The organism is Microbulbifer maximicatervae (SeqCode) (genome assembly GCF_052467065.1).
In genome coordinates this window covers 2,579,997-2,604,524 of sequence record NZ_CP174299.1, presented here as the reverse complement: position 1 = coordinate 2,604,524, position 24,528 = coordinate 2,579,997, and the positions used below count along the sequence as shown (strand labels likewise).

16 protein-coding genes and 2 tRNA genes are annotated in these 24,528 nt (G+C 49.1%); 5 read left to right on the top strand and 13 right to left on the bottom strand.

The genetic code is table 11. The annotated features are described in order from the left end of the window. Position 1: 1 nt before the first annotated feature. From aceE to ACJJI1_RS11505, 6 genes are all read right to left on the bottom strand, one after another. On the bottom strand, positions 2-2,671 hold the full coding sequence (gene aceE / locus ACJJI1_RS11530; protein WP_413664434.1) for a pyruvate dehydrogenase (acetyl-transferring), homodimeric type: 2,670 nt from the start codon (positions 2,669-2,671) through the stop codon (positions 2-4). Positions 2,672-3,119: 448 nt separating this feature from the next. Continuing rightward, entirely contained in the window at positions 3,120-3,698 is a 579-nt protein-coding gene (locus ACJJI1_RS11525) for a class GN sortase (RefSeq protein WP_444895154.1), read from the bottom strand. A 2-nt stretch (positions 3,699-3,700) separates the two neighbouring features. Further along, complete coding sequence (locus ACJJI1_RS11520; RefSeq protein ID WP_444959350.1) at positions 3,701-6,061, bottom strand: marine proteobacterial sortase target protein; 2,361 nt, start codon at positions 6,059-6,061, stop codon at positions 3,701-3,703. A 161-nt stretch (positions 6,062-6,222) separates the two neighbouring features. Then, positions 6,223-7,326, bottom strand: coding sequence for a phosphoribosylaminoimidazolesuccinocarboxamide synthase (locus tag ACJJI1_RS11515; protein WP_444959349.1), 1,104 nt, complete (start codon positions 7,324-7,326; stop codon positions 6,223-6,225). Positions 7,327-7,417: 91 nt separating this feature from the next. Further along, positions 7,418-8,503, bottom strand: coding sequence for an AI-2E family transporter (locus tag ACJJI1_RS11510; RefSeq protein ID WP_282934585.1), 1,086 nt, complete (start codon positions 8,501-8,503; stop codon positions 7,418-7,420). 23 nt (positions 8,504-8,526) lie between these two features. Next, positions 8,527-8,820: a sulfurtransferase TusA family protein gene (locus ACJJI1_RS11505; protein WP_444959348.1), complete on the bottom strand. Its 294-nt coding sequence runs from the start codon at positions 8,818-8,820 to the stop codon at positions 8,527-8,529. A gap of 192 nt (positions 8,821-9,012) precedes the next feature. On the opposite strand from ACJJI1_RS11505, the gene ACJJI1_RS11500 reads away from it, so the two are divergent. After that, positions 9,013-10,521, top strand: a complete 1,509-nt coding sequence (locus ACJJI1_RS11500; RefSeq protein WP_444895158.1) for a M48 family metalloprotease — start codon at positions 9,013-9,015, stop codon at positions 10,519-10,521. Positions 10,522-10,589: 68 nt separating this feature from the next. On the opposite strand, the gene nadA is transcribed toward ACJJI1_RS11500, so the two are convergent. After that, entirely contained in the window at positions 10,590-11,642 is a 1,053-nt protein-coding gene (nadA, locus tag ACJJI1_RS11495) for a quinolinate synthase NadA (protein WP_444895159.1), read from the bottom strand. Positions 11,643-11,744: 102 nt separating this feature from the next. Here nadA and ACJJI1_RS11490 point away from each other — a divergent pair, with 102 nt between their 5' ends. Next, positions 11,745-12,902, top strand: coding sequence for an NAD(P)/FAD-dependent oxidoreductase (locus tag ACJJI1_RS11490; RefSeq protein WP_444959347.1), 1,158 nt, complete (start codon positions 11,745-11,747; stop codon positions 12,900-12,902). 171 nt (positions 12,903-13,073) lie between these two features. Here ACJJI1_RS11490 and ACJJI1_RS11485 read toward each other — a convergent pair whose 3' ends face one another. The 4 genes from ACJJI1_RS11485 to ACJJI1_RS11470 all read right to left on the bottom strand — a co-directional run bounded on the left by ACJJI1_RS11485 (position 13,074) and on the right by ACJJI1_RS11470 (position 17,941). Next, positions 13,074-14,705 carry a hypothetical protein gene (locus ACJJI1_RS11485; RefSeq protein ID WP_444959346.1) on the bottom strand — a complete coding sequence of 544 codons (1,632 nt, stop codon included), beginning with the start codon at positions 14,703-14,705 and terminating at the stop codon, positions 13,074-13,076. A gap of 94 nt (positions 14,706-14,799) precedes the next feature. Continuing rightward, positions 14,800-15,639 carry a hypothetical protein gene (locus tag ACJJI1_RS11480; protein ID WP_444959345.1) on the bottom strand — a complete coding sequence of 280 codons (840 nt, stop codon included), beginning with the start codon at positions 15,637-15,639 and terminating at the stop codon, positions 14,800-14,802. Between the two features lie 263 nt (positions 15,640-15,902). Then, the gene (locus ACJJI1_RS11475) at positions 15,903-17,096 is read right to left on the bottom strand and encodes a hypothetical protein (protein ID WP_444959344.1); all 1,194 of its coding nucleotides are present in this window, start codon (positions 17,094-17,096) and stop codon (positions 15,903-15,905) included. Positions 17,097-17,503: 407 nt separating this feature from the next. Then, a complete protein-coding gene (locus tag ACJJI1_RS11470) occupies positions 17,504-17,941 on the bottom strand; it encodes a hypothetical protein (protein ID WP_413664422.1) in 438 nt (145 codons plus the stop codon). A gap of 1,152 nt (positions 17,942-19,093) precedes the next feature. Between ACJJI1_RS11470 and ACJJI1_RS11465 the strand changes: the two genes are divergently transcribed. The 3 genes from ACJJI1_RS11465 to ACJJI1_RS11455 all read left to right on the top strand — a co-directional run bounded on the left by ACJJI1_RS11465 (position 19,094) and on the right by ACJJI1_RS11455 (position 23,564). Then, positions 19,094-19,633: a hypothetical protein gene (locus tag ACJJI1_RS11465; RefSeq protein WP_413664421.1), complete on the top strand. Its 540-nt coding sequence runs from the start codon at positions 19,094-19,096 to the stop codon at positions 19,631-19,633. A 204-nt stretch (positions 19,634-19,837) separates the two neighbouring features. Then, positions 19,838-21,952, top strand: coding sequence for a TonB-dependent receptor family protein (locus ACJJI1_RS11460; protein WP_444914732.1), 2,115 nt, complete (start codon positions 19,838-19,840; stop codon positions 21,950-21,952). Positions 21,953-21,992: 40 nt separating this feature from the next. Further along, positions 21,993-23,564, top strand: a complete 1,572-nt coding sequence (locus tag ACJJI1_RS11455) for a PepSY domain-containing protein (RefSeq protein ID WP_444936640.1) — start codon at positions 21,993-21,995, stop codon at positions 23,562-23,564. Positions 23,565-24,153: 589 nt separating this feature from the next. Here the strand turns inward: ACJJI1_RS11455 and ACJJI1_RS11450 are convergent. Together ACJJI1_RS11450 and ACJJI1_RS11445 are read right to left on the bottom strand one after the other, a co-directional pair. Further along, positions 24,154-24,229 (bottom strand) — tRNA-Lys (locus ACJJI1_RS11450). A 105-nt stretch (positions 24,230-24,334) separates the two neighbouring features. Beyond that, positions 24,335-24,410, bottom strand: a tRNA-Lys gene (locus tag ACJJI1_RS11445). Positions 24,411-24,528: the final 118 nt, after the last annotated feature.

Here is a 24,528-nt window from a genome sequence, read left to right as displayed (position 1 = left end):
CTTAGCTGATGCGCGGGTTAACTTTTTCGGCGTCGATATTGAGCTTCACGATTGCTTCCGCAACCTCTTTCGCATCAATAACGCCCTGCTTGGCCAAGCCGTTCAGTGCGGCAATTACCACGTAGTTGCGATCCACTTCGAAGAAGCGACGCAGCTGCTCGCGGCTGTCACTGCGGCCGAAACCATCGGTACCCAGGGTGGTCAGTTCACCGTCGATAAATTCGCGCAGTGGCTCCACATAGGAACGGATGTAATCGGTAGAGGCGATAACCGGGGAGGTATTGCCTTCGAACTGCTCAGTGATCCAGGCTTTGCGCGGTTCGGCTTCCGGGTGCAGCATATTCCAGCGCGCCACATCCTGGCCTTCACGGGCCGATTCCACAGCGGAGGTGAGGCTCCAGACATCGGAGGTCACACCGAACTGGTCGGCGAGGATATCCGCCGCTGCCAGTACTTCGCGCAAAATAGTACCGCCACCAATCAGCTGTACATGTTTCTTCGCCGCTTTGCCCTTGGCCCCTTTCTTGACATTGGACTGCAGCTTGTAGATACCGCGAATAATGCCCTCTTCCACGCCCTGAGGCATTTCCGGCTGCAGGTAGTTTTCGTTCTCGATAGTGATGTAGTAGAAGAGGTTCTTCTGCTCTTCGTACATCTCTTTCAAGCCGCGCTGCATAACCACCGCCAGCTCATAACCGTAAGCCGGATCGTAGCTGCGGCAGTTGGGGATAGTGGAGGACAGTACGTGGCTGTGGCCATCCTGGTGCTGCAGACCCTCACCGTTCAAGGTGGTACGGCCAGCAGTGGCACCGATCAGGAAGCCTCGCGCCTGCATATCGCCAGCGGCCCAGGCCAGGTCGCCGATACGCTGGAAACCGAACATGGAGTAGTAGATATAGAAAGGCACCATCGGCACGCCGTGGTTGCTGTAAGCCGTGGCCAACGCCATCCAGGTGGACATGGCACCGGCTTCGTTGATGCCCTCTTCCAGCACCTGGCCTTTCTTATCTTCCTTGTAATACATGATCTGGCCGTGATCCACCGGGGTGTAGCGCTGCCCCTGGGAGGAATAGATACCCAGCTGGCGGAACAGACCTTCCATACCAAAGGTACGGGCTTCATCGGGAACGATCGGCGCGATGTTCTTGCCGATATTCTTGTCTTTCACCAAGGCCGCGATAGCGCGGACAAATGCCATGGTGGTGGAGATTTCGCGCTCACCGGAGCCTTTGGTCAGTGCGCTGAAGGCATCGAGACCGGGAACTTCCAGTTTCGGGCACTCAACCGGGCGACGGGGAACCGGACCACCCAGGGCCTTGCGGCGCTCCGCCATATATTTCATTTCCGGGCTGTCCGGAGATGGGCGGTAGTAAGGGACCTCCTCCAGCTCTTTATCGGTGAGCGGAATGGCAAAGCGATCGCGGAAACGCTTGAGGGAATCCAGGTCCAGCTTCTTCACAGAATGGGTATCCATCGCCGCTTCACCGGCGGAGCCTAAGCCGTAACCTTTAACGGTCTGGGCCAGGATCACGGTGGGCTGGCCTTTGTGGGCCATCGCCGCTGCGTAAGCTGCGTATACCTTGTAAGGATCGTGGCCGCCACGATTAAGCTTCATAATCTCATCGTCGGACATATCCTTAACCAGCTCCAGCAACTCCGGGTATTTGCCGAAGAAGTGCTCACGGGTATAAGCGCCGCCGTTGGCCTTGAAGTTCTGCATCTCGCCATCGACCACTTCGTCCATGACTTTCTGCAACAGGCCTTTGTCATCTTTCTCCAGCAGCGGATCCCAAAGGCGGCCCCAGAGTACTTTGACAACATTCCAACCGGCACCTCGGAATACGCCTTCCAGCTCCTGCACGATCTTGCCGTTGCCGCGTACCGGGCCGTCCAGACGCTGCAGGTTACAGTTAACCACGAACACCAGATTTTCCAGTTGCTCGCGGCCGGCCAGGGAAATTGCGCCCAGGGTTTCCGGCTCGTCACACTCACCGTCACCAAGGAAAGCCCACACTTTGCGATCGCCGCGCGGGGACAGGCCGCGGGCAGACAGGTAGCGCATAATGTGCGCCTGGTAAATCGCCTGGATCGGCCCCAATCCCATGGAGACCGTGGGGAACTGCCAGTACTCTGGCATCAGCCAGGGGTGCGGGTAAGAGGACAGGCCATTGCCGTTCACTTCGCGACGGAAGTTGTCCAGCTGCTCTTCATCGAAGCGCCCTTCCAGGTAGGAACGGGCATAAATACCCGGTGCGCTGTGGCCCTGGAAGAAAATCAGGTCGCCACGCTCCTCCCCCTCATTGCCACGGAAGAAGTAGTTAAAGCCCACATCGTAGAGTGTCGCCGCAGAGGAGAAACTGGAAATATGGCCACCGAGGCCATCGTCATTCTGGTTGGCACGTACCACCATCGCCAGGGCATTCCAGCGAATCAGGGAGCGAATGCGGCGCTCCATAAATAAGTCGCCAGGCATACGCTTTTCCGCATTGGGCGGAATGGAGTTGCGATAGGGAGTGGTGATTGCTGCAGGCAATTGTACGCCTACATCGGTAGCGCGGTCAGACAGCTGCTTCAGGAGGAAGGCTGCGCGTTCTTTGCCGCTATAGCGGATAACCGCTTGCAGCGCGTCCAGCCACTCCTGCGTTTCGAGGTTATCGGTATCTTCGTGCATCAAGTGCTCCTCGGCGAATTAGGCGACGTCGAGTCGGTCTATTTCTCAAAAATCGGTACGCGGGCAAACTACAGCGCGAGCAAAAAAAAGCTTCCTTTTTTTCTTGGTTCCGCCAATTCACCAACTTTGTTGGCGTAAATGCAAAGTTTGTGAATCTTTACTCGAATATGACGGTGAGGAAAGCGGCGCAATTGATTGCCGCAAGTGCCTAGTTTGACTGTGATTATTTGTTCCGGGGCCCGCGCAGACTGGCGGACAAAACCCCATCCCCGGTTGTTAGCGGAGGGAATTGTAGTATTACTACAAAAAATTTTCCAGATAGGACGGTTAGTAACAAATAAAACAAAAGAGCAAAACAATTATTTGCCGTTTGGCCGTTTCACCGGAACATTTAGTGGAATTTTTGAGAAAATGAACTACAAAATCGAGTCTCAAACAAAGACATCAGTCACAGCTGAACCAGCTCCCCACCGGGTTGATATTCAGCGTAGACCAAGTAGCGCAGCGGGCCACCAGCCGCCAGGGCATTAAAGGGGTAACAAGTCACCAGCAATAAACCCCGCTCGGCAAAGATCGGTAAACGCTCTCTCTCACTATCCACAATTCGCATTTCCGCAACCCGATAAGTATGCCAGCGTCCGCGTTTATCCTGCAGGTAAATGGAGGTACCCCGCCTGACACGCTCTAATCCCGCAAAGTGAGTATCCCGGTGTGCGGCAATAACCGTGGTGCGAGGCTCACCAGGGTTGCCGGACCCAGCTAAGAGACCAGGGCCGAAAGCCAACGCCTGACCACTACCGCCGCTGAGAACAATTAATGGCGACTGCCCTTCCAACTTTAACTTGGCCACTGGCCAGGTGTCCGCCCAGGGCCAGGGCTTTTGCAGAGCCCCGCCCTGTAGCTGTTCTTCCCAAGCACTATTAATCAACACTTGAGCCAATTCTGCCTTGGCCAGGAGCCAGCTGGCGGAACCCAGCTGCCACAATCCCGTTCCCAAGCAAAGCATAAAGAGCAGTGAGCGAGCCACGCTTACACACCTCCCCGCTGCAGAGGATTAGCGCCGCTGGGTTGACGGGGGTCCGGTAAAACCCTGCGCAGGAAGGAGCGCAGGGCTCGGGTCAAGTTGCTGCGCAAGGCCCGACCGCGCTGGAAGATCGCCGCAAACATCAACAATACCGCCGCTGCCAATAACTGCCCGTAGAGACCTGTAGCAGTTTGCGGATAGGCCTGGCGCTGTAGCACTTGCCCTTTAGCTACCATATTGGTGACCGAGCTGCGAGATAACTTCTCTTCAGCGCTGCGTACAACTTTCTCTTCGACTGCAACAAAACTGGTGTAGGGGCTGGCAAGTTGATGGCTCAGGGCAGTCTGCAAAATCTGTTTGCGCAGAGCCAGGCCCGCATCCGACTGCTCTCCAGACTGGAGCTGCCGGTCCCGTAGAGAATCTATCTTGCTGCGCGCCCAGACACTGCCGATGCCTGAAGTATCGCTACCACTCTCTACTTTCAGAGCGAGTTTGCGCACAAACTGTTTACCCGCCATTCGACCCCGCAGCTGGATATCTCCCTGCAAGAGATCACCCTGCACCTTGGCCACCAACTGCATAGGCTCACCGTTATAGAGATCCGGGATACGCTTGGGGTAGGCATCCGCGACGACTCCCTGGGGCCAACTGAGTTGCAGGTCTGTAGCCATAGGATTTTCCAATTTGGCGAACAGAGCCTGCATACGCTCGCGAACTTCGGAAATATCGCCAATCGTGACGAAAGTACCGCGTCCAAACTGAGCGGCTTTGCGCATAAAGTGGCTATTGGGCGCCGAACCAATACCCACAGTAAACAACCGGGCGTTATGCAAGGACTGGCTAATTAACTCGAACAGGGCCCGCTCATTGCCCACCGCACCATCTGTAATAAATACGACTTGCTGAACGGTACTGGTGTCGTCCTGCATTTGCTGACCGAGTGCCATTCGCAAGGCCGGCGCCATTTCTGTACCTCCCTCGGCATTCAGGTTTTCGATTTCCTGACGCGCACGGCGGATATTCTCCGCGCTCGCGGCTATCGGGCGCAGGAAAAATGCGCGGGTTGTACTGTTAAATTCAATAACGTTAAAGCGATCATTGCTGTGCAGGCGAGACAGTGCCAGGGTAAGACTCTCCTTTGCCTGACGAATAGAATTGCCAGACATGGAGCCGGAAGTATCGATCACATAAATCACTTCCCTCGGTAAACGCTGCGCAGAGGTACCGTCGCTGGGTGGCAGCAGCATGACCTGCAGATAAGCACCAGCCTGCTCTTCTACCCCCTCTTGCGCTGTGATTTTCTCGCTAAACAATGCCGCCCGCGGCATAGCAGAAGCGCGCGGCTGCCAATTCAATAAGAAATCCCGATCCATTGCAGCTGTTTCATCTCGCAACTGAATCCGATAGCGACCGTCACCTCGGTTATCAATATCAATCTGGTGATAGGGGCTATCGATTTTTGCTAGCGGCAGTCCGCCATGCAGATCCACCTCGATAGAAATATTATGACTACCCAGTGCCTCTAGCTCCTGCGCTGGCTGCATAAACGGAGTTATCGACGCAGCACCCGGCACTTGATTAGTGGGCAGTGCCCAGCCACTACTCTCTGCCACCAACTCCTGCTGATCGCCGTTCAATGCCTGGGAGGGTATTGGCTTGCCAGGGATATAGCGTGGGGTCAATGTCGTGGGCATGCGCAGTGAAAAAACGCCACCGTCATAATTCACTGGCTGCAAAAAGCGGATATTAATTTGCACCATCTCATCGGGGGCAATATTGGCCACTTTATTAGTGAACAGATTTGGGCGCTGCTGCTCTAGAAGAGCTGCACGCTTACCCGCCGCACGAGCAGCCTTATAAATCTTGGAGGCCTCTTTCCGCTCGCGCACCTTACCGACAATGCGGCGCTCGCCCACCTGAATTTCAAGCCCCGCCACCGCAGCTTGCTCAGGCAGTGGTAATGCGTACACCGCTTCCTGCCAGCCGTCGGTAGTATTCTTGAATTGCTGCTGAAGCTCTACTTCCGCTACCAGACCCCGCACGGAAATACTGACCTGACTTTTCAGGTGCACCGCTGGAATATACTTTCCGGACTCATTGCCAGTAAAAAGTAAGTCCCCGCCCTTTACATCGTCCAGAGTAACTGCCTCGGTGAACTCCTGCTGGATCGCATCACTCACAGAGGGAAGCTCCTGAGCATTGACCTCTGCCCCGATTGCCGCAATGACAACTGCCAATACCACCACAACAAATAACAACCAGCGCCCTACACCACCAGTTTTCTGGCGGCGACGATAGTATTCCTCTGTCGACAACATCAGATCGTCTTTATGGAACCGCTGCCCGAATAACATCACCCTGTTCACTCACTTACCTCCACTTTTAAATTGGATGTTGAAGTCATTAAACAGAGGGAAGCGGGCGAAAGACGGCAGGAATACGAGCACAAAACAGGAGGAATTGTGGCGAATTATGGCAGGCATAAAAAAACCGGCGAAAACGCCGGTTTTTTACAGTTCGATCCAGATTAGTCGACCAGACCGTAATCCTTGCGGAGAACTTCAAGCAATTCCTCTTTGGGATTATCAGATATCTCAAGTTTCGTACCAATAATCTTCTCAGCAATACCAATATAAGTATTAGAGAGATCCATCAGCATAGATTCTGGCAGCTCGTTATCACGAGCCAAAGCCGAGCGCTCATCCATGCGATCTTTGTTCAACAGGATATCGGTATCGGGGAAGTAGTTGAGCAGCGCCTGGCGAAAACCCTCTTTGGATTTCTCCACAACCTTGCCCGCGCGGTACTGTTCGCCATCCCAGATACGGGAGGAGTCCGGAGTACCTACTTCGTCCATATAGATCAGCTTTTCTTCACCATTGGCATCGGTGACATAGCCGAATTCAAACTTGGTATCGACAAAGACCTGGTCGAGCTTTTCCAACTCTGCGGAAATCAAATCGAAACCTTCTTTCAGCAACTTCTCGTACAGGTCGATATCGCCTGCATTGCGGAAGCCGAAGGCTTCGAAATTATCTTCGATATTCTTGCGGGTGACATTGACATCGTCCGCTTCCGGTACACCGGGGATACCCTTGAGAATACCTTTACTGGAGGGGGTAATGAGTAATTCAGGCAGCTTCTGGTCTTTTTGCAAGCCATCAGCAATCTCGATACCGCAGAACTCCCGCTCACCCATCTCATAGGAACGCCACATGGAGCCGGTGATGTACTGACGAGCGATCGCCTCGATCATAACCGGGCGCGCCTTCTGTACGATCCACACCAGCGGGTGCGGGATATCCAGAATGTGGCTATCGGCGAGGCCTTGCTCTTTAAACAGCTTGAACCAGTGGTTGGAAATAGCATTTAGTGCTGCGCCCTTGCCTGGTATGCCGCGCATACCGCCTTCGCCAGTCCAGATACAGTCGAACGCGGAGATACGGTCGGAAATCACCATTACCGCAAGTGGGGTGTCAGGAGAAACCGGGTAGCCCTTCTCCTCAATCAGGCGGCGGCTGTCTTCTTCGCTCAGCCAGTATACGGAACGGACCTTGCCACTGTGGATAGGCTTGTCGGTGCGGATCGGCAGGTCATTATTGACCGCTAGAACTTTGTCAGCCAGGCTCATGGGCTCTCACCTATTTGAAGGGATCAAATAAAAGAAAGCGCGGCATTCTAGCAAATGCCGCGGCCTACAGACAAAGAAAGATATCGGGCAATTACTCCGAGCTACGCCGGGCCTCCCATTCTACCTGGTGCTCATGGGTAGGCCAGGCACTCATAATGGCCTTGAGCAAGGTCGCCAGGGGAATTGCAAAGAAGACGCCCCAGAAACCCCAGATGCCGCCAAAGAACAGCACCGCGAGGATAATGGCAACCGGGTGCAGGTTAACTGCCTCGGAGAACAGCAGTGGTACCAGTACGTTGCCATCGAGCAGTTGGATAATGCCGTAAGTCATCATCAGGTAGAGAAATTCATTACTCCACCCCCACTGGAAAAGCCCAATAGCCGCAACGGGGATAGTGACAACCGCTGCGCCGATATAAGGAATCAACACACTGAAACCCACGGCGACTGCCAGCAACAGGGCGTAGTTCACCCCCAGTAGCAGAAAGGCGGCATAACTGACAGCAGCCACAATGCCAATTTCTATCACCTTACCGCGCACATAATTGGCCACCTGATCATTCATCTCATGCCAAATCTGGTGGAGCATGGGCCGCTCTTTGGGCAGGAAAGAGGTGCACCAGCGGATCAGCTGTTCCGCATCCTTAAGGAAGAAGAACACCAGGATCGGCACCACTACAACGTAAATCAGCAAGCCGGCAAAAATGGGTAGGTTGGTAAGGGAGAAGGCCAGCAGTGTCTGCCCCAGGCCGCCCAATTCGCTGCCAAGGGTATTGAAGATTTCATCGATCTGCCCGGCTGAAATTAAACGAGGGTAGCGCTCAGGAAGTAACAATAAAAGCTCCTGCCCGCGCTGCACCATATTGGGCAACTCTGCCCCAAGCCGCACCAACTGACGCCAGATAATGGGCAGCACCACAAATAACAGAGCCACAATAGTACCCACCAACACCAAGCAAGACAGGGTAACCGCCAGCCAGTGTGGCACACGCCAAGACTTCAGCTTTTGCACCATACCCTGCATCAGGAAGGCGATCACCAGCGCGGTGAATACCGGGGCTAGCACAGCTCCCAGAGTCGCCAGGACCACCAGGGCCAGGGTCAATATTAAAACCAGAAGCACCACTTCTTCCTGACTGAAGTAGCGGTTCACCCAGCCTTTTACAATCGATAACATAGACTCTCGGGATTTATCTTTATTCATTTGCCAGCGTACAGCCAATATTGAAAGGTATTATTACGTCGCTCAGCGCGGAGCAGGGACCGGCCACTTAAAGATGCAAAACTGTGGAAGTCTCGCCAGGACCCTTCATCAGTGGCCAGCACACAAAGCAGCGTTCCCTCTGGGTATTCCCGCAATGCCCGGCGCATGGCCAGTAACGGTTGTGGGCAGGGCAGATTTCTTGCATCCACAATAGTGGCCGCGTCCCAGTTCGGTATCTGGGTATCGGGCTGATTGGTAGAAGAAGTTACTGACATTGCCTTTTTAGTCACAAACCAGAATTGCCGGGGATTATAGCGCGAACCAGACGCCATAACCCGCGCAGGCTTTACGCTTTTTAACTTTCCGCCTGGCGCAAGTGTGAACCTTTTATGGTCCACTAAGTCCAATCCTCGACAGTCCAACGGGGTAGCGTATAGAGTTGGACTATAGATCCTTCATGGACAGACCGAGCAGTAATCAAGATGACTGATTCCAAAAACAGCCTGCTTCACCGAACGCGCCCCCCAGCTATCCTCCATCGACTTCGCGCAGGACTGCGAAGCCTGGGTATGGGCTTGTTACTCGGCGCAGTCCCGTTTGCTGCCATCGCGGACAGCGATGAAATCCGCCTCCCCGAACTGGGCGATAGGACCAGCGGGGTCGTCTCCCACACCCAGGAAAAAGAACTGGGGCAAATGTGGCTGCGTATTTTTCGCAGTCAGGTTCGCACCTCCAGTGATGCCCTGATCCAGCAATTTGTCGAGGGCATGGTCAAGGAATTGGCCGAGTACAGCCCACTGGAAGACAAAGAAATTGATGTTGTTGTAGTAAACAACAAAACCATGAACGCCTTTGCAGTCCCCGGTGGAGTCATGGGGGTCCATACCGGCCTGTTTCTGTTTGCAGAGCGTGAAGACCAGTTTGCATCGGTAGTTGCCCACGAATTGGGCCACCTCAGCCAGCGGCACTACGCCCGCTCCCTGGAAGCACAGCGTAACAGCACAATTCCTACTCTGGCCGGTATGCTCGGTGCCCTGGTTCTGGCGGCTACCGCCGGTGGCGAAGCCGGGATCGCGGCCATGAGTGTGACCCAGGCTGCAGCCCTGGACAACCAGCTGCGATTCAGCCGCAAGAATGAGCAAGAGGCAGATAGGGTCGGTATCGATACCCTGGCCAAATCCGGTCGCGATCCAGAGGCCGCCGGTGAAATGTTCGAGCAAATGCTCAAGGCCACACGTTACTACCAGCGCCCGCCAGAATTTCTCCTGACCCACCCCGTTACAGAAAAGCGTATTGCCGATGCCAAGTTGCGCGCTCAGCGTATGGAAAAAGTGGCTCCCAGCGAGGATCTGGATTATCACCTGATGCGCGCCCGAGTGCGGCTCGCCACAGAACCAACGCCGCAGCAAGCAGTAAAACGCTTTAGCGCGGAGCTGAATGGTATTAATGACAATGAGGATGCCGCCCGTTACGGCCTCGCCCTGGCCCAAGTAGCCGCAGGCAGGCCCGATTCAGCGCTGGACACCCTGCAGCCCCTGTTAGACAAGACCCCCTCAAAAGCAGCCTATGTGCTGGCCCGAGCGGATATCGATCTGTTGCGAGAAGACTACAGCAGTGCCACCAAGCGCCTGCAGTGGGCCCTCGATCGCAACCCGGGAGACCACGCCTTAATCATGGGCCTCGCCAATGCCCACTTTAAAGCGGGCAACTACCTGGCTGCAGAGCGCCTGCTGGCTAAATATAGCCGTACGCGGAAGAAAGACCCGGCAGTTTGGTACCTATTGGCGGAGACCCACGGACTGGCCGGAGATATTGTTGGCGTGCACGAAGCCCGGGCTGAGTATTACATTCTCAACGGCATATTCGACAAGGCTATTCAGCACCTGCGCCATGGAATTCGCATGTCAAAAGACGATTACCAGGTCAATGCCATCCTGGAACAGCGCCTCAAAGATGTGTTGAAAATGCAGGAAAGAATCGAGGAGCTGTAACTCCCCCCAACGAAAAAGAGCGGCCAGTGGCCGCTCTTTTTGTTTACTCACCGCTACTCCCTCGAGAGCTAACCTTTGCGGAAATCCAACATCCGCTGCAGCGGAATCATCGCCTTGCGCCCCAGTTCCGGGTCCACAAAGATCTCGTTATCCCCGCGCTCCAGTACTCCACAGAGGTTCTCCAGAGAGTTCATCGCCATCCAGGGGCAATTAGCACAGCTGCGGCAAGTGGCTCCAGCGCCGGCGGTTGGCGCCACCATTAGCTCTTTGTCTGGGCACTCCTGCTGCATCTTGTAGAAAATGCCCTGGTCGGTAGCCACAATAAAGCGCTTCTCTGGGCGGGTCTTGGCAGCATTAATAATCTGCGAGGTAGAACCCACAACGTCGGCCAGGGCTACCACAGAGGCGGGAGATTCAGGATGCACTAGAACCACAGCATCCGGATAGAGGGCCTTTAAGTCCTCAACCCCCTTGGCCTTAAACTCTTCATGCACAATACAGGAACCGTCCCATAACAGTACGTCTGCGCCGGTTTCCCGCTGGACATAGCCGCCGAGGTGCTTGTCAGGTGCCCAAAGGATTTTTTCGCCATTGGCATCCAGGTGATCCACTACATCCAGCGCAATACTCGAAGTCACCACCCAGTCCGCCCTGGCTTTTACCGCAGCAGAAGTATTGGCGTAAACCACCACCGTGCGGTCCGGGTGCTGATCGCAAAAGTCAGAGAATTCTTGCGGGGGACAGCCGAGATCCAGGGAGCAGGTTGCCTCAAGGGTCGGCATCAGTACTTTCTTGTTCGGGGTAAGGATCTTGGCGGTCTCACCCATAAACTTTACCCCGGCCACTACCAGAGTATCGGCGGAGTGCTGAGCGCCAAAACGGGCCATTTCCAATGAGTCAGAAACGCAGCCGCCGGTTTCCTCCGCGAGGGCCTGAATCAAAGGGTCGGTATAGTAGTGTGCGACCAATACTGCATTCTGTTCTTTCAACAAGCGCTTAATGCGCTCGCGCCATTCTTGCAGCTCTTCTTCGCTATATTGAGACATTACCGGCTCCGCCAGGTGCGCTTGCACCAAAGAGCGAGAATCTACCTTGTCTGCGGCAATGGACTTATGAGTCATGACTAACTTCCAGTCGCGGAAAAGCGCGCATTATAGCGCAATGAAACGACACCACCACGCACCCTTTCGACAGCAATTTTAGCTTGGCGTTACAGGCAAAATATGCCGAGGGAATTCAGCCTGTTCGCTCTAGAAGATGCGCATTTCAACAATAGGACCTCTATGGAGATATTGGATACAGTGATAGTCGGGGCAGGCATATTGGGGCTTGCCTGCGCCTACCAGATGAGCCGGGCTGGCCACAAAGTGAATGTGCTGGAACAACACAATGCCATTGGAACCGAAACCAGCGCTCGCAGTAGTGAGGTCATTCACGCAGGCCTCTACTATCCAACGGACAGCTTGAAAGCCCGCGCCTGTGTAAACGGTAAATCCATACTGTATCAATTCTGCCAAGAATACGCGGTGCCCCATAAGCAGCTCGGCAAACTGGTAGTCGCCACCGATAAAGCACAGCTTGCGCAATTGAGAGATCTCAAAAATCAGGGGGATACTAATAACGCTGGCGGACTTCGATTACTAAGCGCCTCTGAAGCCCGATCTTTGGAGCCGGAATTACAATGTGCCGGTGCCATTTACTCTCCGACAACCGGCATTATCGATAGCCACAGCCTGATGCTAGCCCTTGAGGGTGCCATGGAAGCCAGGGGAGGAGAAATTATACTTGCGAGCAAAGTTGCGCGAATTGAAATATCCAGCGGAACTTGCCAACTCGTGATGGAGGATGGCTACAAACTGAAAACCTGCAATCTAATTGTGGCCGCAGGCCTCCACACAAGCTCGCTAGTGGGGACGATAAATAGCGAAGTTATAAAACGAGAAATTCCCACCACGTATTTTGCTAAGGGCAGTTACTTTACCCAGTCAAGTAAGGTGCCTTTTTCACACTTAATTTACCCTCTACCTGAAAGTGCCGGTCTGGGTATTCACCTCACTCTGGATTTGGCCGGAGGAGCGCGCTTCGGTCCAGATGTGGAATGGGTCGAGTCCATTAACTACCAAGTGGATCCGAGTAAACTAAATACATTTTATGACAACATCCGTCGCTACTGGCCTGGAATATCAAAGAATACTTTACGGCCTGGCTATGCGGGCATTCGCTCCAAAATTGTACGCAGGGGCCACCCCGCTGGTGATTTCCAGATTTATCACAAAAGCCTATCGGATAAATCTCAGTTAGTGGCATTTTTTGGAATTGAATCCCCCGGACTGACCTCTTCACTATACCTCGGAGAAGTAATCGTAAAAATGATTTTCTAATTATTTACCCACTGGAAGAGAAATTCTGTTTAACTCAAACAATCACAACGAAAGCAGAAAGAATACGCTATTGAAGTGATAAAGTAGAAATAGTATTTATCTACCAATCACCTACATCAGGTTCAATATAAACCCCAGGGTATTCTTTCCCCTTAGCTTTTACGGTCCGAATTACTGAATAATCATACCCATATTCCCCGTACCCAGCTGTGTTGCCAGTGCGGTTTGGAAATCATTCACTTGAGTGGTGGTATGAGTATTTAAAGTACCTGTTTGAGAGGTGGTACTGGCGCTACTGAAAACCCCAGCTTGGCTGACATCAACCGTATTCATATTTCCATCTTGGGTAATGGTGATATTGGATGATGTGACATCCGTTTGTAATACCATCAGAAAATTTGATGTACCAGTTTGCAAAGTAGTCACACTACTCAGGTCAACCAATGTATCTTGCTCAACATCAGCGGTATTATCCGTTCCCGATTGGGTGATATCAATCACACTATTACTAATAAGGCCGTCTTGTTCCGCAGTCACCATATTAGTGGAACCACCTTGATCCACCGCTATCGTACTCAATGAAATAGGTCCATCTATTTGCATCAACTGGGCGTTATTATTGTCTCCGATTTGAGTCACTGTTGCTGTTGTAAAGTCTAAAAAATTACTCTGATTAATATCTACTTCATTCATACTTCCGCTTTGTATAACAGTCGCAACTGTTGAGGAAATATCCCCCTCTTGATCCACACCGATGGAGTTATTATCTCCAGATTGACTTACAGTGATAAAACTCAGGGAAACCTGATCTTCTTGATCTACAAACAATCCATTGTCAGTACCATCTTGGGTGACACTAGCAGAACTACCTGTAACCCCATTTTCCTGATCTACATCCGCCTGATTGCTTATACCTGATTGAACTATGCTTGCAGTAGTCGAATTAACAGCCGAAACTTGGATTATATCGCCATCATTTGAGGATCCCAGCTGTGTAATAGTCGCAGTGGATGAAGTGATATTGCTAAACTGATCGACATCCAAAACATTATCATCGCCAACTTGATTGACAATAATGGTACTGCCCGAAATCACTGTTGACTGTTGTGCATCTGCATCGTTCATATCTCCATTTTGACTACCACTAATAGAACTGTTATCAACGATATCTTCCTGCTCCAATTCGGTTACATTTGAGGAGCCTATCTGGATTGATGTTACAATACTCAAGCTAATCTGGTTATCCTGCCTGGACTCAAATTCATTATCAGTTCCCGACTGGGTCGCAACCACAGAGCTATTATCCACGATATCTCCTTGTGGAACTTCCGCATCATTCATATCTCCCATCTGAGTAATTAGTACCAAGCTCTGGGTAACTCCCTGCTCCTGACTGAGATCTGTACTGTTAGAATTACCAAATTGGTTGGTCGTTAAACTTGAAGATTCAACCGTATTTTCCTGTGTGGACTCAGCCTGATTCAGATCTCCCTGCTGATTAATCGTATTATTAGCAGCATTAATATTCATCTCCTGCGTCGATGTCGCTTCATTGTTATCACCAACTTGTATATGGGCAATCAAACTATTGATCGTATTGTCCAGTTGCATCGCGTTCGAAATATTTCCCGCCCCCTCCTGGATAACCACAATCTGGTTATCCATAACAGTAGGATCTACCTGGCTTGAGGCAGCCATATTGAGGGAGCCTTGTTGGGCGACCTCCGTGACATTATTGTCAGCAGCTGCTCCACAGTGAGCTACTGCCAACACCGCAGCAGCCAATGGCTTCATAAATCTCATCGAAAGTCCCTTTCAAAGACAAACTGAATCCAAGAACTTGAGCCATAGCCAATATTCTTGGAAAATAAATACTTCTACCTGAAACCCACCACAGCTACTGAATAATATTTCCCTGGTTACCGGTTCCGACCTGAGAAGCCATAGCCACCTGCCCATCATTTGTTTGTGTCGTGACATGAATATTGGAAGAACCTATCTGGGAGACAGTGGCCAATCCAGTACTTAGTCCCAACTGAGAGACTTCTACATAATTCATATCACCACTCTGGAAGGTGGTAATAGAGGAGAAAAGAGCAAAGCCCTGCCCTACCAATGCCTCGTTGAGAGTTCCATCTTGCTCGACGCTGATAAAGCTTGACTCAGTTAGGTCCCCCTGAAATAACTCGGCACTATTTTCACTCCCAAGTTGATTAATTAGCCCAGTGCTATTAAGCGCAAAATCCTCATGGATTGCTTGTGCAAAGTTCATTGTCCCAGTCTGAGTAACAGCAACAGTTCCCTGTATCCCCCCAACATCCACCTGGGCAGCAATACCCTCATTATTTGAACCGGACTGGATAACAGAGGCACTACCTGCAACAACAAAGTCATCCTGAACCACCCAACCCAAGTTGCCATCGCCAGATTGACTAATTAGAGCCGTACTTTCTGAGACTTCTGCAATTTGCTCCAGAATCGCCTCATTCATCAAACCCGATTGCTCCACCGTGCCCATATTCAAATCTGTAAGTGCTCCCTGTAAAACAGACACTTGATGTGAGTCTCCGGTTTGGGTTATTGAAACGGTATTGTTGGTGCTGGTGGGATTAGACTGATCTACTGTTGCCAGATGTCCGTTGCCGTCCTGGTCAATATCAGTCGTATTATTGCCGCCCATAGAGTGACCACTGACAGCAAATGCAGCTATTGCCGAAACTAAAGTCCAAATTTTCATTTAAACGATCCCTTGCATATAAATCGCACCCCATGCATCAAACAGGGGTGCAGTAAAACTGCCCAAATCACAATCTAAAAGCTATTTGAAGATTTGAGTTAAATGTCAAAACCAGATAGAAGAAAATTAACAGGAGAAACAAGTAAATTGTCTTGAAAGCTACCACCTGAATCTCAAGTATCAGATTAAGCAAAAGACTGGAACTCCGAAGCCGTATAGTATCTATCAGTATTCATACTAAAATTACGAAGCCCCAGTCAAACTTATTGAAAAATAAATCCGTTATTTAAAGTGCCGTTTTGTGTTGCAATCGCCGTCTGAGAGTCGAGTGTTTGCTCCGTCACATGTTGGTTCATATCTCCCACTTGAGTAGTAGTCGCATTGCTGAGCGCGTTTCCCATCTGAGAAATGGATAACACATTGCTGACACCATTTTGCAGTGAAGTTGCCGTTACTGGTTCTGCAGCAATTTGTATAAGCATTGCTTCATTCGACTCCCCAATTTGAGTGAGGGTTGCGACGGAAAAAGCAGTACCACCCGCCTGCTGAGTGAGCCCCATATTCATGGTACCAGACTGGCTTACACTACCTACACTGGAGCTGACTGCTGCTTGCTGAACTCCACCACCGAAGTTTCCATTACCCACCTGATTCACATTGACAGTGCTTCCTCTAACATTGTCTTGCTGCAGCGACCCACCAAAGTTGCCATCACCAATCTGTGTAATTGAAACTGTACTGGCGATAACTCCATTTTCCTGATCAGAGTCAATTTCATTCATATTTCCGGATTGGAGAACATTAATCGTGGAAGAAGAAACTATCATTATTTGTTCACCCACAAATAGATTTTGATTGCCAACTTGATCAACGAAAATAGAACTAAATTCCACGTCACTCTGCTGACCAATTTGAGCCATATTATCGTTGCCAATTTGATTCAGGGTGATAGCACTTCCCAAAACATCAAATACCTGGCCCATTATTATCGCATCATTCATGTCGCCAGTTTGGGTCACTGCAATACTGGAAGCCTCTGTGTCAGTCTGGGTAATGGTCATAAAATTCATCTGGCCAGACTGATTCAGCTCTTGAGTGGAACCTAATGACTCAAACTGCTCCGCAGCCACCTCATTAGCATCACCAAGCTGATTTATTTCGATCGAGCTGGCCTCAGTGATAAATTGCTGGAAAGACTCGGCCATATTGCCATCACCCTCTTGGTAGTGGATCATGGTATTACTCACCGCATCTCCCGACTGTGTCGATGATGAAAAATTTCCATCACCAATTTGAGTCACATCAATCAGGTTATTTATGGCCGTAGGGTCAACCTGGTTGGCATTAGCCGTATTACCAATTCCCTGCTGATCAACCAGTGTCGTATTATTGCTAGCTACAACACCTCCACTCAAAGTCGCTAATATCGTTACCATCAAAGGCTTTAGTTTATTCACAATTTAATCCTTTACCTGCTATCTGTACTTTTCTTAGGGCTATACAAAGAAGGCTCATAGGTGTCTTCGATACCTAAATACATGTCAACATTCAAAACCGCACACCCTTATATGCAGGACACCAGAATAAAGCAGGCGCTTGGCGGAATTACTTACACTAAGTAAAGTTTCTCAGTATAAATTACATGCACTGGCACAAGGTCACTTGCGATAATGAACGACTGAATATTTAGAAACTATTCTCAAATCGCTGATCATGGGCCGACCAACTACTGGGTAAGAGTTAACGATAAGCGGCGATACAGCTATAAGAAGGAAGTGGGGAAAAACTAGGAACAAAGTTTGGGATTAAATTTCTGTGCCACACAGATCAGAACCTAGCAGCACAGAAATCAAAGAACTGACTGCTACTGTAAAATTGTGCCGGTATTACTTACTCCAGACTGTGTCGCTATTGCCGTCTCGGCGGTACCCGCTTGAGAGGTAACATGCATATTCAATGTACCCGTTTGGGATATTGTGGCAACACCCGTAGTGATATTGTTCTGATCAATATTTACATCATTGGAGTCGCCGGTTTGCAACACTGTAGCTCTGGTAAAGAAGGCATTTCCTTGATCCAGCGTAGACATATTCATATCACCAAACTGGTCGACAATCATAGTTGAATTTTCAACCGTAAACACCTGTTCCAGGAGCGCCATATTGTCATTAGCCATTTGCAACAGCTCCATCACAAGAAAGCTAACCGAACCTAGCTGATCCAGGGCTGCGACATTTCCTATGCCATCCTGAGCACCAACTATCAAACTTGAGCTGACGCCTAAGTTTTGATTAACGTCCATTTGATTCATTTGGCCAATTTGTGTGGCCAGCAAAGTAGAATCGACCGTCTGCTGCTATAGAGAAAAACTCGGGCCGACAATTAGAAATATCTCTTACAAAAACCAACTCCTTTACCTACACAGATCGAACCGCACTACTTAGGGAGCCTCTGAATAACTCCGTGATACCTCTGGCATGCATAGCGGTTCACAATCAAGGCGCGGCTTCGCAGGAATGTCTAGACCTTTCAAGAGGTCGCAACGCGGAGTGTGAATCGCTCTGCAAGCCCCGAAGGGCGGGCCTTGAAGGCCACAGCTGCTGCGTTGCAGCTCTTGCAAAGGGCTACGCTATTCGCGGCGAGCTGCGCCTAACATCTGCAACCTTCAAGACCCGCAGAGGCATTACGGAGTTATTCAGAGGCTCCTTAGAAACTAAATCCGCAACATCAAGGTAAGCAGTATCCACCATAATTGGTGGCACGAAATGCTTGAGGAGGTAGCAACGCCAAAGACTGCATCCTTATTTCTCTGAAACTAGATTCATAGCATTAACTGGCTTCAAATTCCTACCAATGCGTCAGAAGACAAGTCGATGGCTCATTCAATACTACAAATATAGTCTAAGCCATCCATGGGAATAAAGTACCCAATAACTAGGTATAAAGTTTTACAAAGAATAGAAGTGGCAGGTTTAGTGCATTCAGGGAAGAACCAAGAAAACCAGACATTGAGAACTATAAGAAAGGAATTTTTGGTCGCACTTGGCTTCATACCTTGAGCAACCGATTAAAAGTCGAGATATAAAGCTTATACTAGCCTTGTTTTGGAGATATCTCACTAAACCAACCATAACTTTGCATAACGACTCACCACTCTATCCAAAACAGGTTCGACAAGCCTCTATTTACTGCCACTAAAACTCGACTCCTCCAATATCAATTAGTATGGAAATATTTTGTCTGCCAAGAACAATATACGAATGTGGAATTGGGTAACCAGCCACCAAAAATCATCCAGCAGAATCATGCCAAACCTATCAGCAGATTTTTTACTAGAGATCGAGGTTGCCAACGGCAATGGTATTTTTACCATAGAAAGCAACTCCCAGCCCTTGATAACTCTCAATAAGTAGAGCAGAATGCGCCTCAAATTATCACTTCGCAAGTACCAGCTTTGTCAATCTGCTACTTTACCAAAACCAAACAATCACGAGGCGCACGAAACCTACTGCCTCGTATAGCGTTGTTTTTATTTTTGGTACAAGCGTTGATTCCCACTGGGTACATGCCAGCCTCGATCGCTACTGATGGTACAGCTATCAAACTCTGTCCTAGTGGCGTCTCACCAGAAGTAATGGCGATTATTCATCAGGGACATAATCAAAAGCCATTAAGCAGCGGTACAAAGAGCGAGCAGAATCACCACTCCCATCATCAACATATACACCATGAGATGGCGAGTATGTCAGCCGATAAAGTTGCTGAAAGTACAGATCATGATCACCATGCCGAAGGTAATTGGCAGCTGGACTGCAAGTTTGGTATTGCAAAGCCAAATTCCGAAGTAACATTTTTATCTACCCCTTATCTATCTAGCCTGTCAAAAACACGCTATATCCAGCAGCGACACTTGGCTGAGGAAGTAATCGCCAGCCTACATCGCAAACAGCAGCAGCGCGCTCCTCCCTTCTTCACCTCTTTGTCCACAATTTAAGTCTTTGCTCTTCACTTTTTGGGCTCGTTTACGCCTGCCCAAATCATGAAGCCAGTAAGGCATTCGATATAAGCAAATCAGCTTGCTCGTAGATACTACCAATCTAGTATCAGAGCACCTGTGCCTGCCGCTATATCGTCTGCGTTACAGCATCTAATTTATTTTATCGGCACGCTACATAGCGTTCCGACAGGATACCTATACATGAAAATTACTCGAAAGCTGCTCATCTCCTTAGCACTTATTGCTATCAGTAGCGCGCCTCAAGCTAAAGGCCAAGATCATCAATCCCAGTCAATTGAGGAGGTTGTAGTTACAGCTGATATCGATAATTCACTATCTGCACACTCTGCAAGTGAAGCAATTCATAACCTTCAGCGTGTTCCAGGGGGAGTTGACTTGGTTCGTGCCGAAGACTATTTAGTTGAGTTTACGCAGAGTATTGGTGACGCGCTGAAGTTCACACCCGGCGTTTACGCAGACACTTCAGCGCAGCGTGACAATCGAATTTCTATTCGGGGATCCGCTGCGAATGCTACTTATGAACGCCGAGGAATTACTGTATTGCGTGATGGAGTACCGATTTCACGTGCCAGTGGCAGCACCGAGTATCAAGAAATAGATCCACTATCTATTGACTATATCGAGATCTATAAAGGATCAAACGGCCTTCGTTATGGTGCAGCTTCACTGGGAGGTGCAATCAATGTGGTAACACCGACGGGAGCTACGTCAAAAGCTGGAAGTAATATAAGGTTGGAAAGCGGGTCATTCGATACATACCGAACCAGTATTAACACTAAAGGAAGAAATGACGCTTTTGATTATTACGGTGCGGTAACCAAACTAAATAGCAGTGGATTTAGAGAACATTCCGAAGTCGACAGTATTTATAGCTTTGGTAATGTTGGCTACAAATTTAGTGACAACTTAGAAACTCGCTTTTTCCTAACCGCATTGCAAGACAATTTTGAGCTGGCTGGCTCTTTGACACACGACCAAGCACTAAGCAATCCTGACATGTCGCCAGAATCAAATATTGAACGCGACATGGATCGAAACCTTGATGTATTTCGCTTATCAAATCGAACAGTTTTTGCACTGGATTCGCTCACTATTGAAGCCGGGGCTTGGCTAGCAACAAGATATTTGGATCACGCTATAACACCATATGCCGGCATCATTGAGCAAAGCGGAATGGAGTTTGGTATATCTACTGATATTACTGGTGATTTCCAACTGGATATCACTGATATTTCCTGGGTTATAGGTATAACCCATGCTGAAAGTAACAATGAGTCAGAACTGTTTGCGTACTCTGAGGGCCCTTTTAGCCCAACACCAACTGCCGAGAAGGGGGATTTATCAAGTAAAGATGATCGGAATGCGACGAATACTGTCATCTATGGACAGCTAGACTTTTCCCTAAGCGAGTCACTTAACCTAATCGCAGGAGCTCAATATATTAGTAGCGTCAGAGAAAACAAAAATATCTTTAACTCTGACCCCGCTCAGGATACGGGTGGACCGGAAGATGACACCGGTAAGTTGAGCTTCGAAAAATTCAATGGGCGTCTTGGTGTTATTTATACCCTACAAGATGAAAATCAGCTATACGCTAATGTGAGTGAAGGTTATGAGCCACCAGGAATAACTGATCTAACTTCGGGTGGAGCGGATCCATTTACAATTCTTGATGCACAAGAGTCATTGACTTTTGAGGTTGGCTCTCGCGGGCAGAAAGGTATTGTAAGCTGGGACGCATCTATTTATCACAGTGAAATTAGCAACGAATTTGTAGACGTTGGGCAGTCCGGGTTTAGCGGCGAAACAACAAGTACAGAAAACGCAAGAGGTAACACACTACACAAAGGTGTCGAGCTTGGTCTCGATATACAAATAAATAAGAATATTCTCTGGCGGAACATCTATAACTATAACGACTTTTGCTTTGATAATGATCCGGATAGAGGGGATAACAAGTTACCTGGAATACCTCAATCAATCTACGCCAGCGAATTGAAATACTCGAGCAATGGCAGGTGGTATGCAGGCATTAACTTGCGACATATTGCCAACGGAGCCTACGTTGACTACGCCAACACTGAAAGAACTGCGGGATATGAATTAATTGGCATTATTGCCGGTATCTCGATAAACGAAGCGATCGACTTATTTGCATCTGCGGAAAACCTAACCGACGAAAAATATATCTCAAATGTGTCAACAGTATCAGATCTTAGTATGGCTTCCAGTAATTCAGTTTTTACTCCAGGTCAAGGTCGCGCCTTCTATGTTGGTGTCAGCACTAACTTTTAATAGCCCCTCACAGTAGGAAATACATAAGCGAGGTAGCTTGATGAAACTGCAATTCATTAGATGGCACAGATTCCTAACCTGGATAGCTTTTTTTGGTGTTGTAACTTGGTCTTTGTCTGGAATATTCCATCCAATAATGGCTTGGTTTGGTCCGCAAGCCAAAAATACAATGCCACCCACGTTTCAAGCCAATGCAGAGACCTTATATAAACTTGAAAAAATTGTTGACAAGCTGCCTATTGAAAGGGTGGCTATCGCTAAAGTTGTTCCTTCAAGTGAGGGTAATCTACTGCAGATTACAGAAGCTGATAACAGTCCAAGGCGTTATTTCAACCTTGAAACTGGAAGTGAGTTGTTTGATCATGATATAGCACAAGCAAAGTGGCTCACATCTCATTACTTGGACTTACCACAAGAAAATATTATTGATGTTAAATTCAAGGAGAGCTTTAGCACTGATTACCCGCGAGTTAATCGCCTGCTGCCAGTTTATGAGGTGACCATTGCCGCCGACGATAATTTACTCAAAGCTTTTATCTACACCGAAACAGGTGCCTTAGCTGCTTTAAACAATAGTTTTAAAGCCAAAACTCAACTATTTTTCAGAGCGCTACATACCTGGAGCTGGCTAGATACTACCGGCCATGGGCGTGTGCTCACTGTTGCACTATTTATGTTGACGCTTGTAGTGATAGCTTCAACGGGACTCTATCTGATTTTTGCACTCCCCAGCCGCAAAATTCCGAAGTCTAATCGACGCTGGCATCGCCGCCTCGGCTACCTACTTTGGCTGCCATTACTTGGCTGGTCAGCAAGCGGGTTTTATCATTTATTACAGGCAGAATACATACAACCCATTTCAGGCTTGCGACTGCTTGAACCTGTGCAACTGGAAAGCTTTGCAGTTGCGGAAAGCGAGATGGCTCAGTGGCGGCATAGCATAGGGAGTAGCATTCCTAAGAAAGCGCATTTAAATGCTATTTCGCTCAATCAGTCCATCGATAAAAAACCACTTTATCGACTTGGAATTAGCGTTCCGATTGAAGAGTCAATGTCCAATTACCAACAGCGTAAAGCACGCTTTGGCGGACTGCCTCTGGAAAGATCATCAGCTTTAATCAACGCTCAAACAGGGGAGAAAGAGTCGGTTAAGGATCAGGACTTGGCCAAAGAACTAGCTCTACAATTCATCCAATCTAATAGCAATACAATCGACAATAGTAAAATTGATGAAATCAAGCTGGTTACACACTTTGGCCCAAACTATGACTTCCGCAATAAACGATTACCAGTTTGGCAGGTCGACTTGAACGACCCAGCCGGTAGCAGGTATTTTGTTGACCCAGTAACAGGTATTTTAGTTGACCAAAATCGAAAGATTGACCGATTGGAATCACTTTCATTTTCACTGCTTCACAAGTGGAATTTTTTACGCCCATTAATAGGAGCTGAAAAGCGTGACATATTGATTGTAATTACATTACTCGCCTTAATTGCAATGTCCTGCTTTGGATTGGCTATTTATTTAGCACGCAGAAAGCCAAGAGCTAGGAGGGTTGGTTCCAGCCTACCCCCACAGGAAGCGTCTGGCTACATTAAAGCCTCGAATTAGAACTAGCCTTTTTCTCAGGCAAAACTCTCGGTCAAGAGCAGCCCCTGCGCCCAGGATCTACCCTTGACTGAGAGACTTATAGGGCAGAATAACCCAAAGGCCATACACGCCCACTTTTAAGCTCAAGTGTTAACCACAATTATCGATAAAGGTGTTTTTACTGTCTCGAACTGACTTTTTATCTTAGCTAAAAGTTTCCACAGCAGCTTATCTTCCTCATGCAACCTTGACACCAACGAGCACTAAATCGTGTTCATTGCCGACCTGGCGAGACTCTCTAACTCGGCAAAAGCCGCCGCCAAGACCAACATAAGGCCTTCTAAAGTAAATAGCGGCTATTAAGCCCAGGGTTAAGCACACACAACTTAAAGCACACCCTGGCGAGCACATCTGCGCAGTCGGCGAGCCTTTAAGATACGGAAAACTCTGATATATCACCATACAAGTAATATCCACCATTCAGAATCGAAAATGAAAGGAGCTGATTAACACAGCAAATAAGCACGGTAATAGAAAGTCTGAAACTAGCCCACGTGTACGATGGTAATACAGAGAAACTGGCTAATTGATAGTGGGGAAAAAGGAGAGATGGTGGGTCGTGCTGGATTCGAACCAGCGACCAATTGGTTAAAAGCCAACTGCTCTACCAACTGAGCTAACGACCCCCAGGATGGTTGGACTAACTTGGTAATGGTCCAACTTGGGTTGTTTTTACCTTCGCGCAGAAGTGTAAAAACTGGGTGGGCTGCCTTGGGCATCCCTGTCGAAAATGGTGGGTCGTGCTGGATTCGAACCAGCGACCAATTGGTTAAAAGCCAACTGCTCTACCGACTGAGCTAACGACCCTTTTCGATGCCTCGTTGTGAGGAGCTGCGTATCTTACGGATCTATTCCGAAAAGACAATACCTAACTCGAAAAAAAATCTAACAAATTTAAGGAGTTAGGTATTTGTTCAAAAAATTG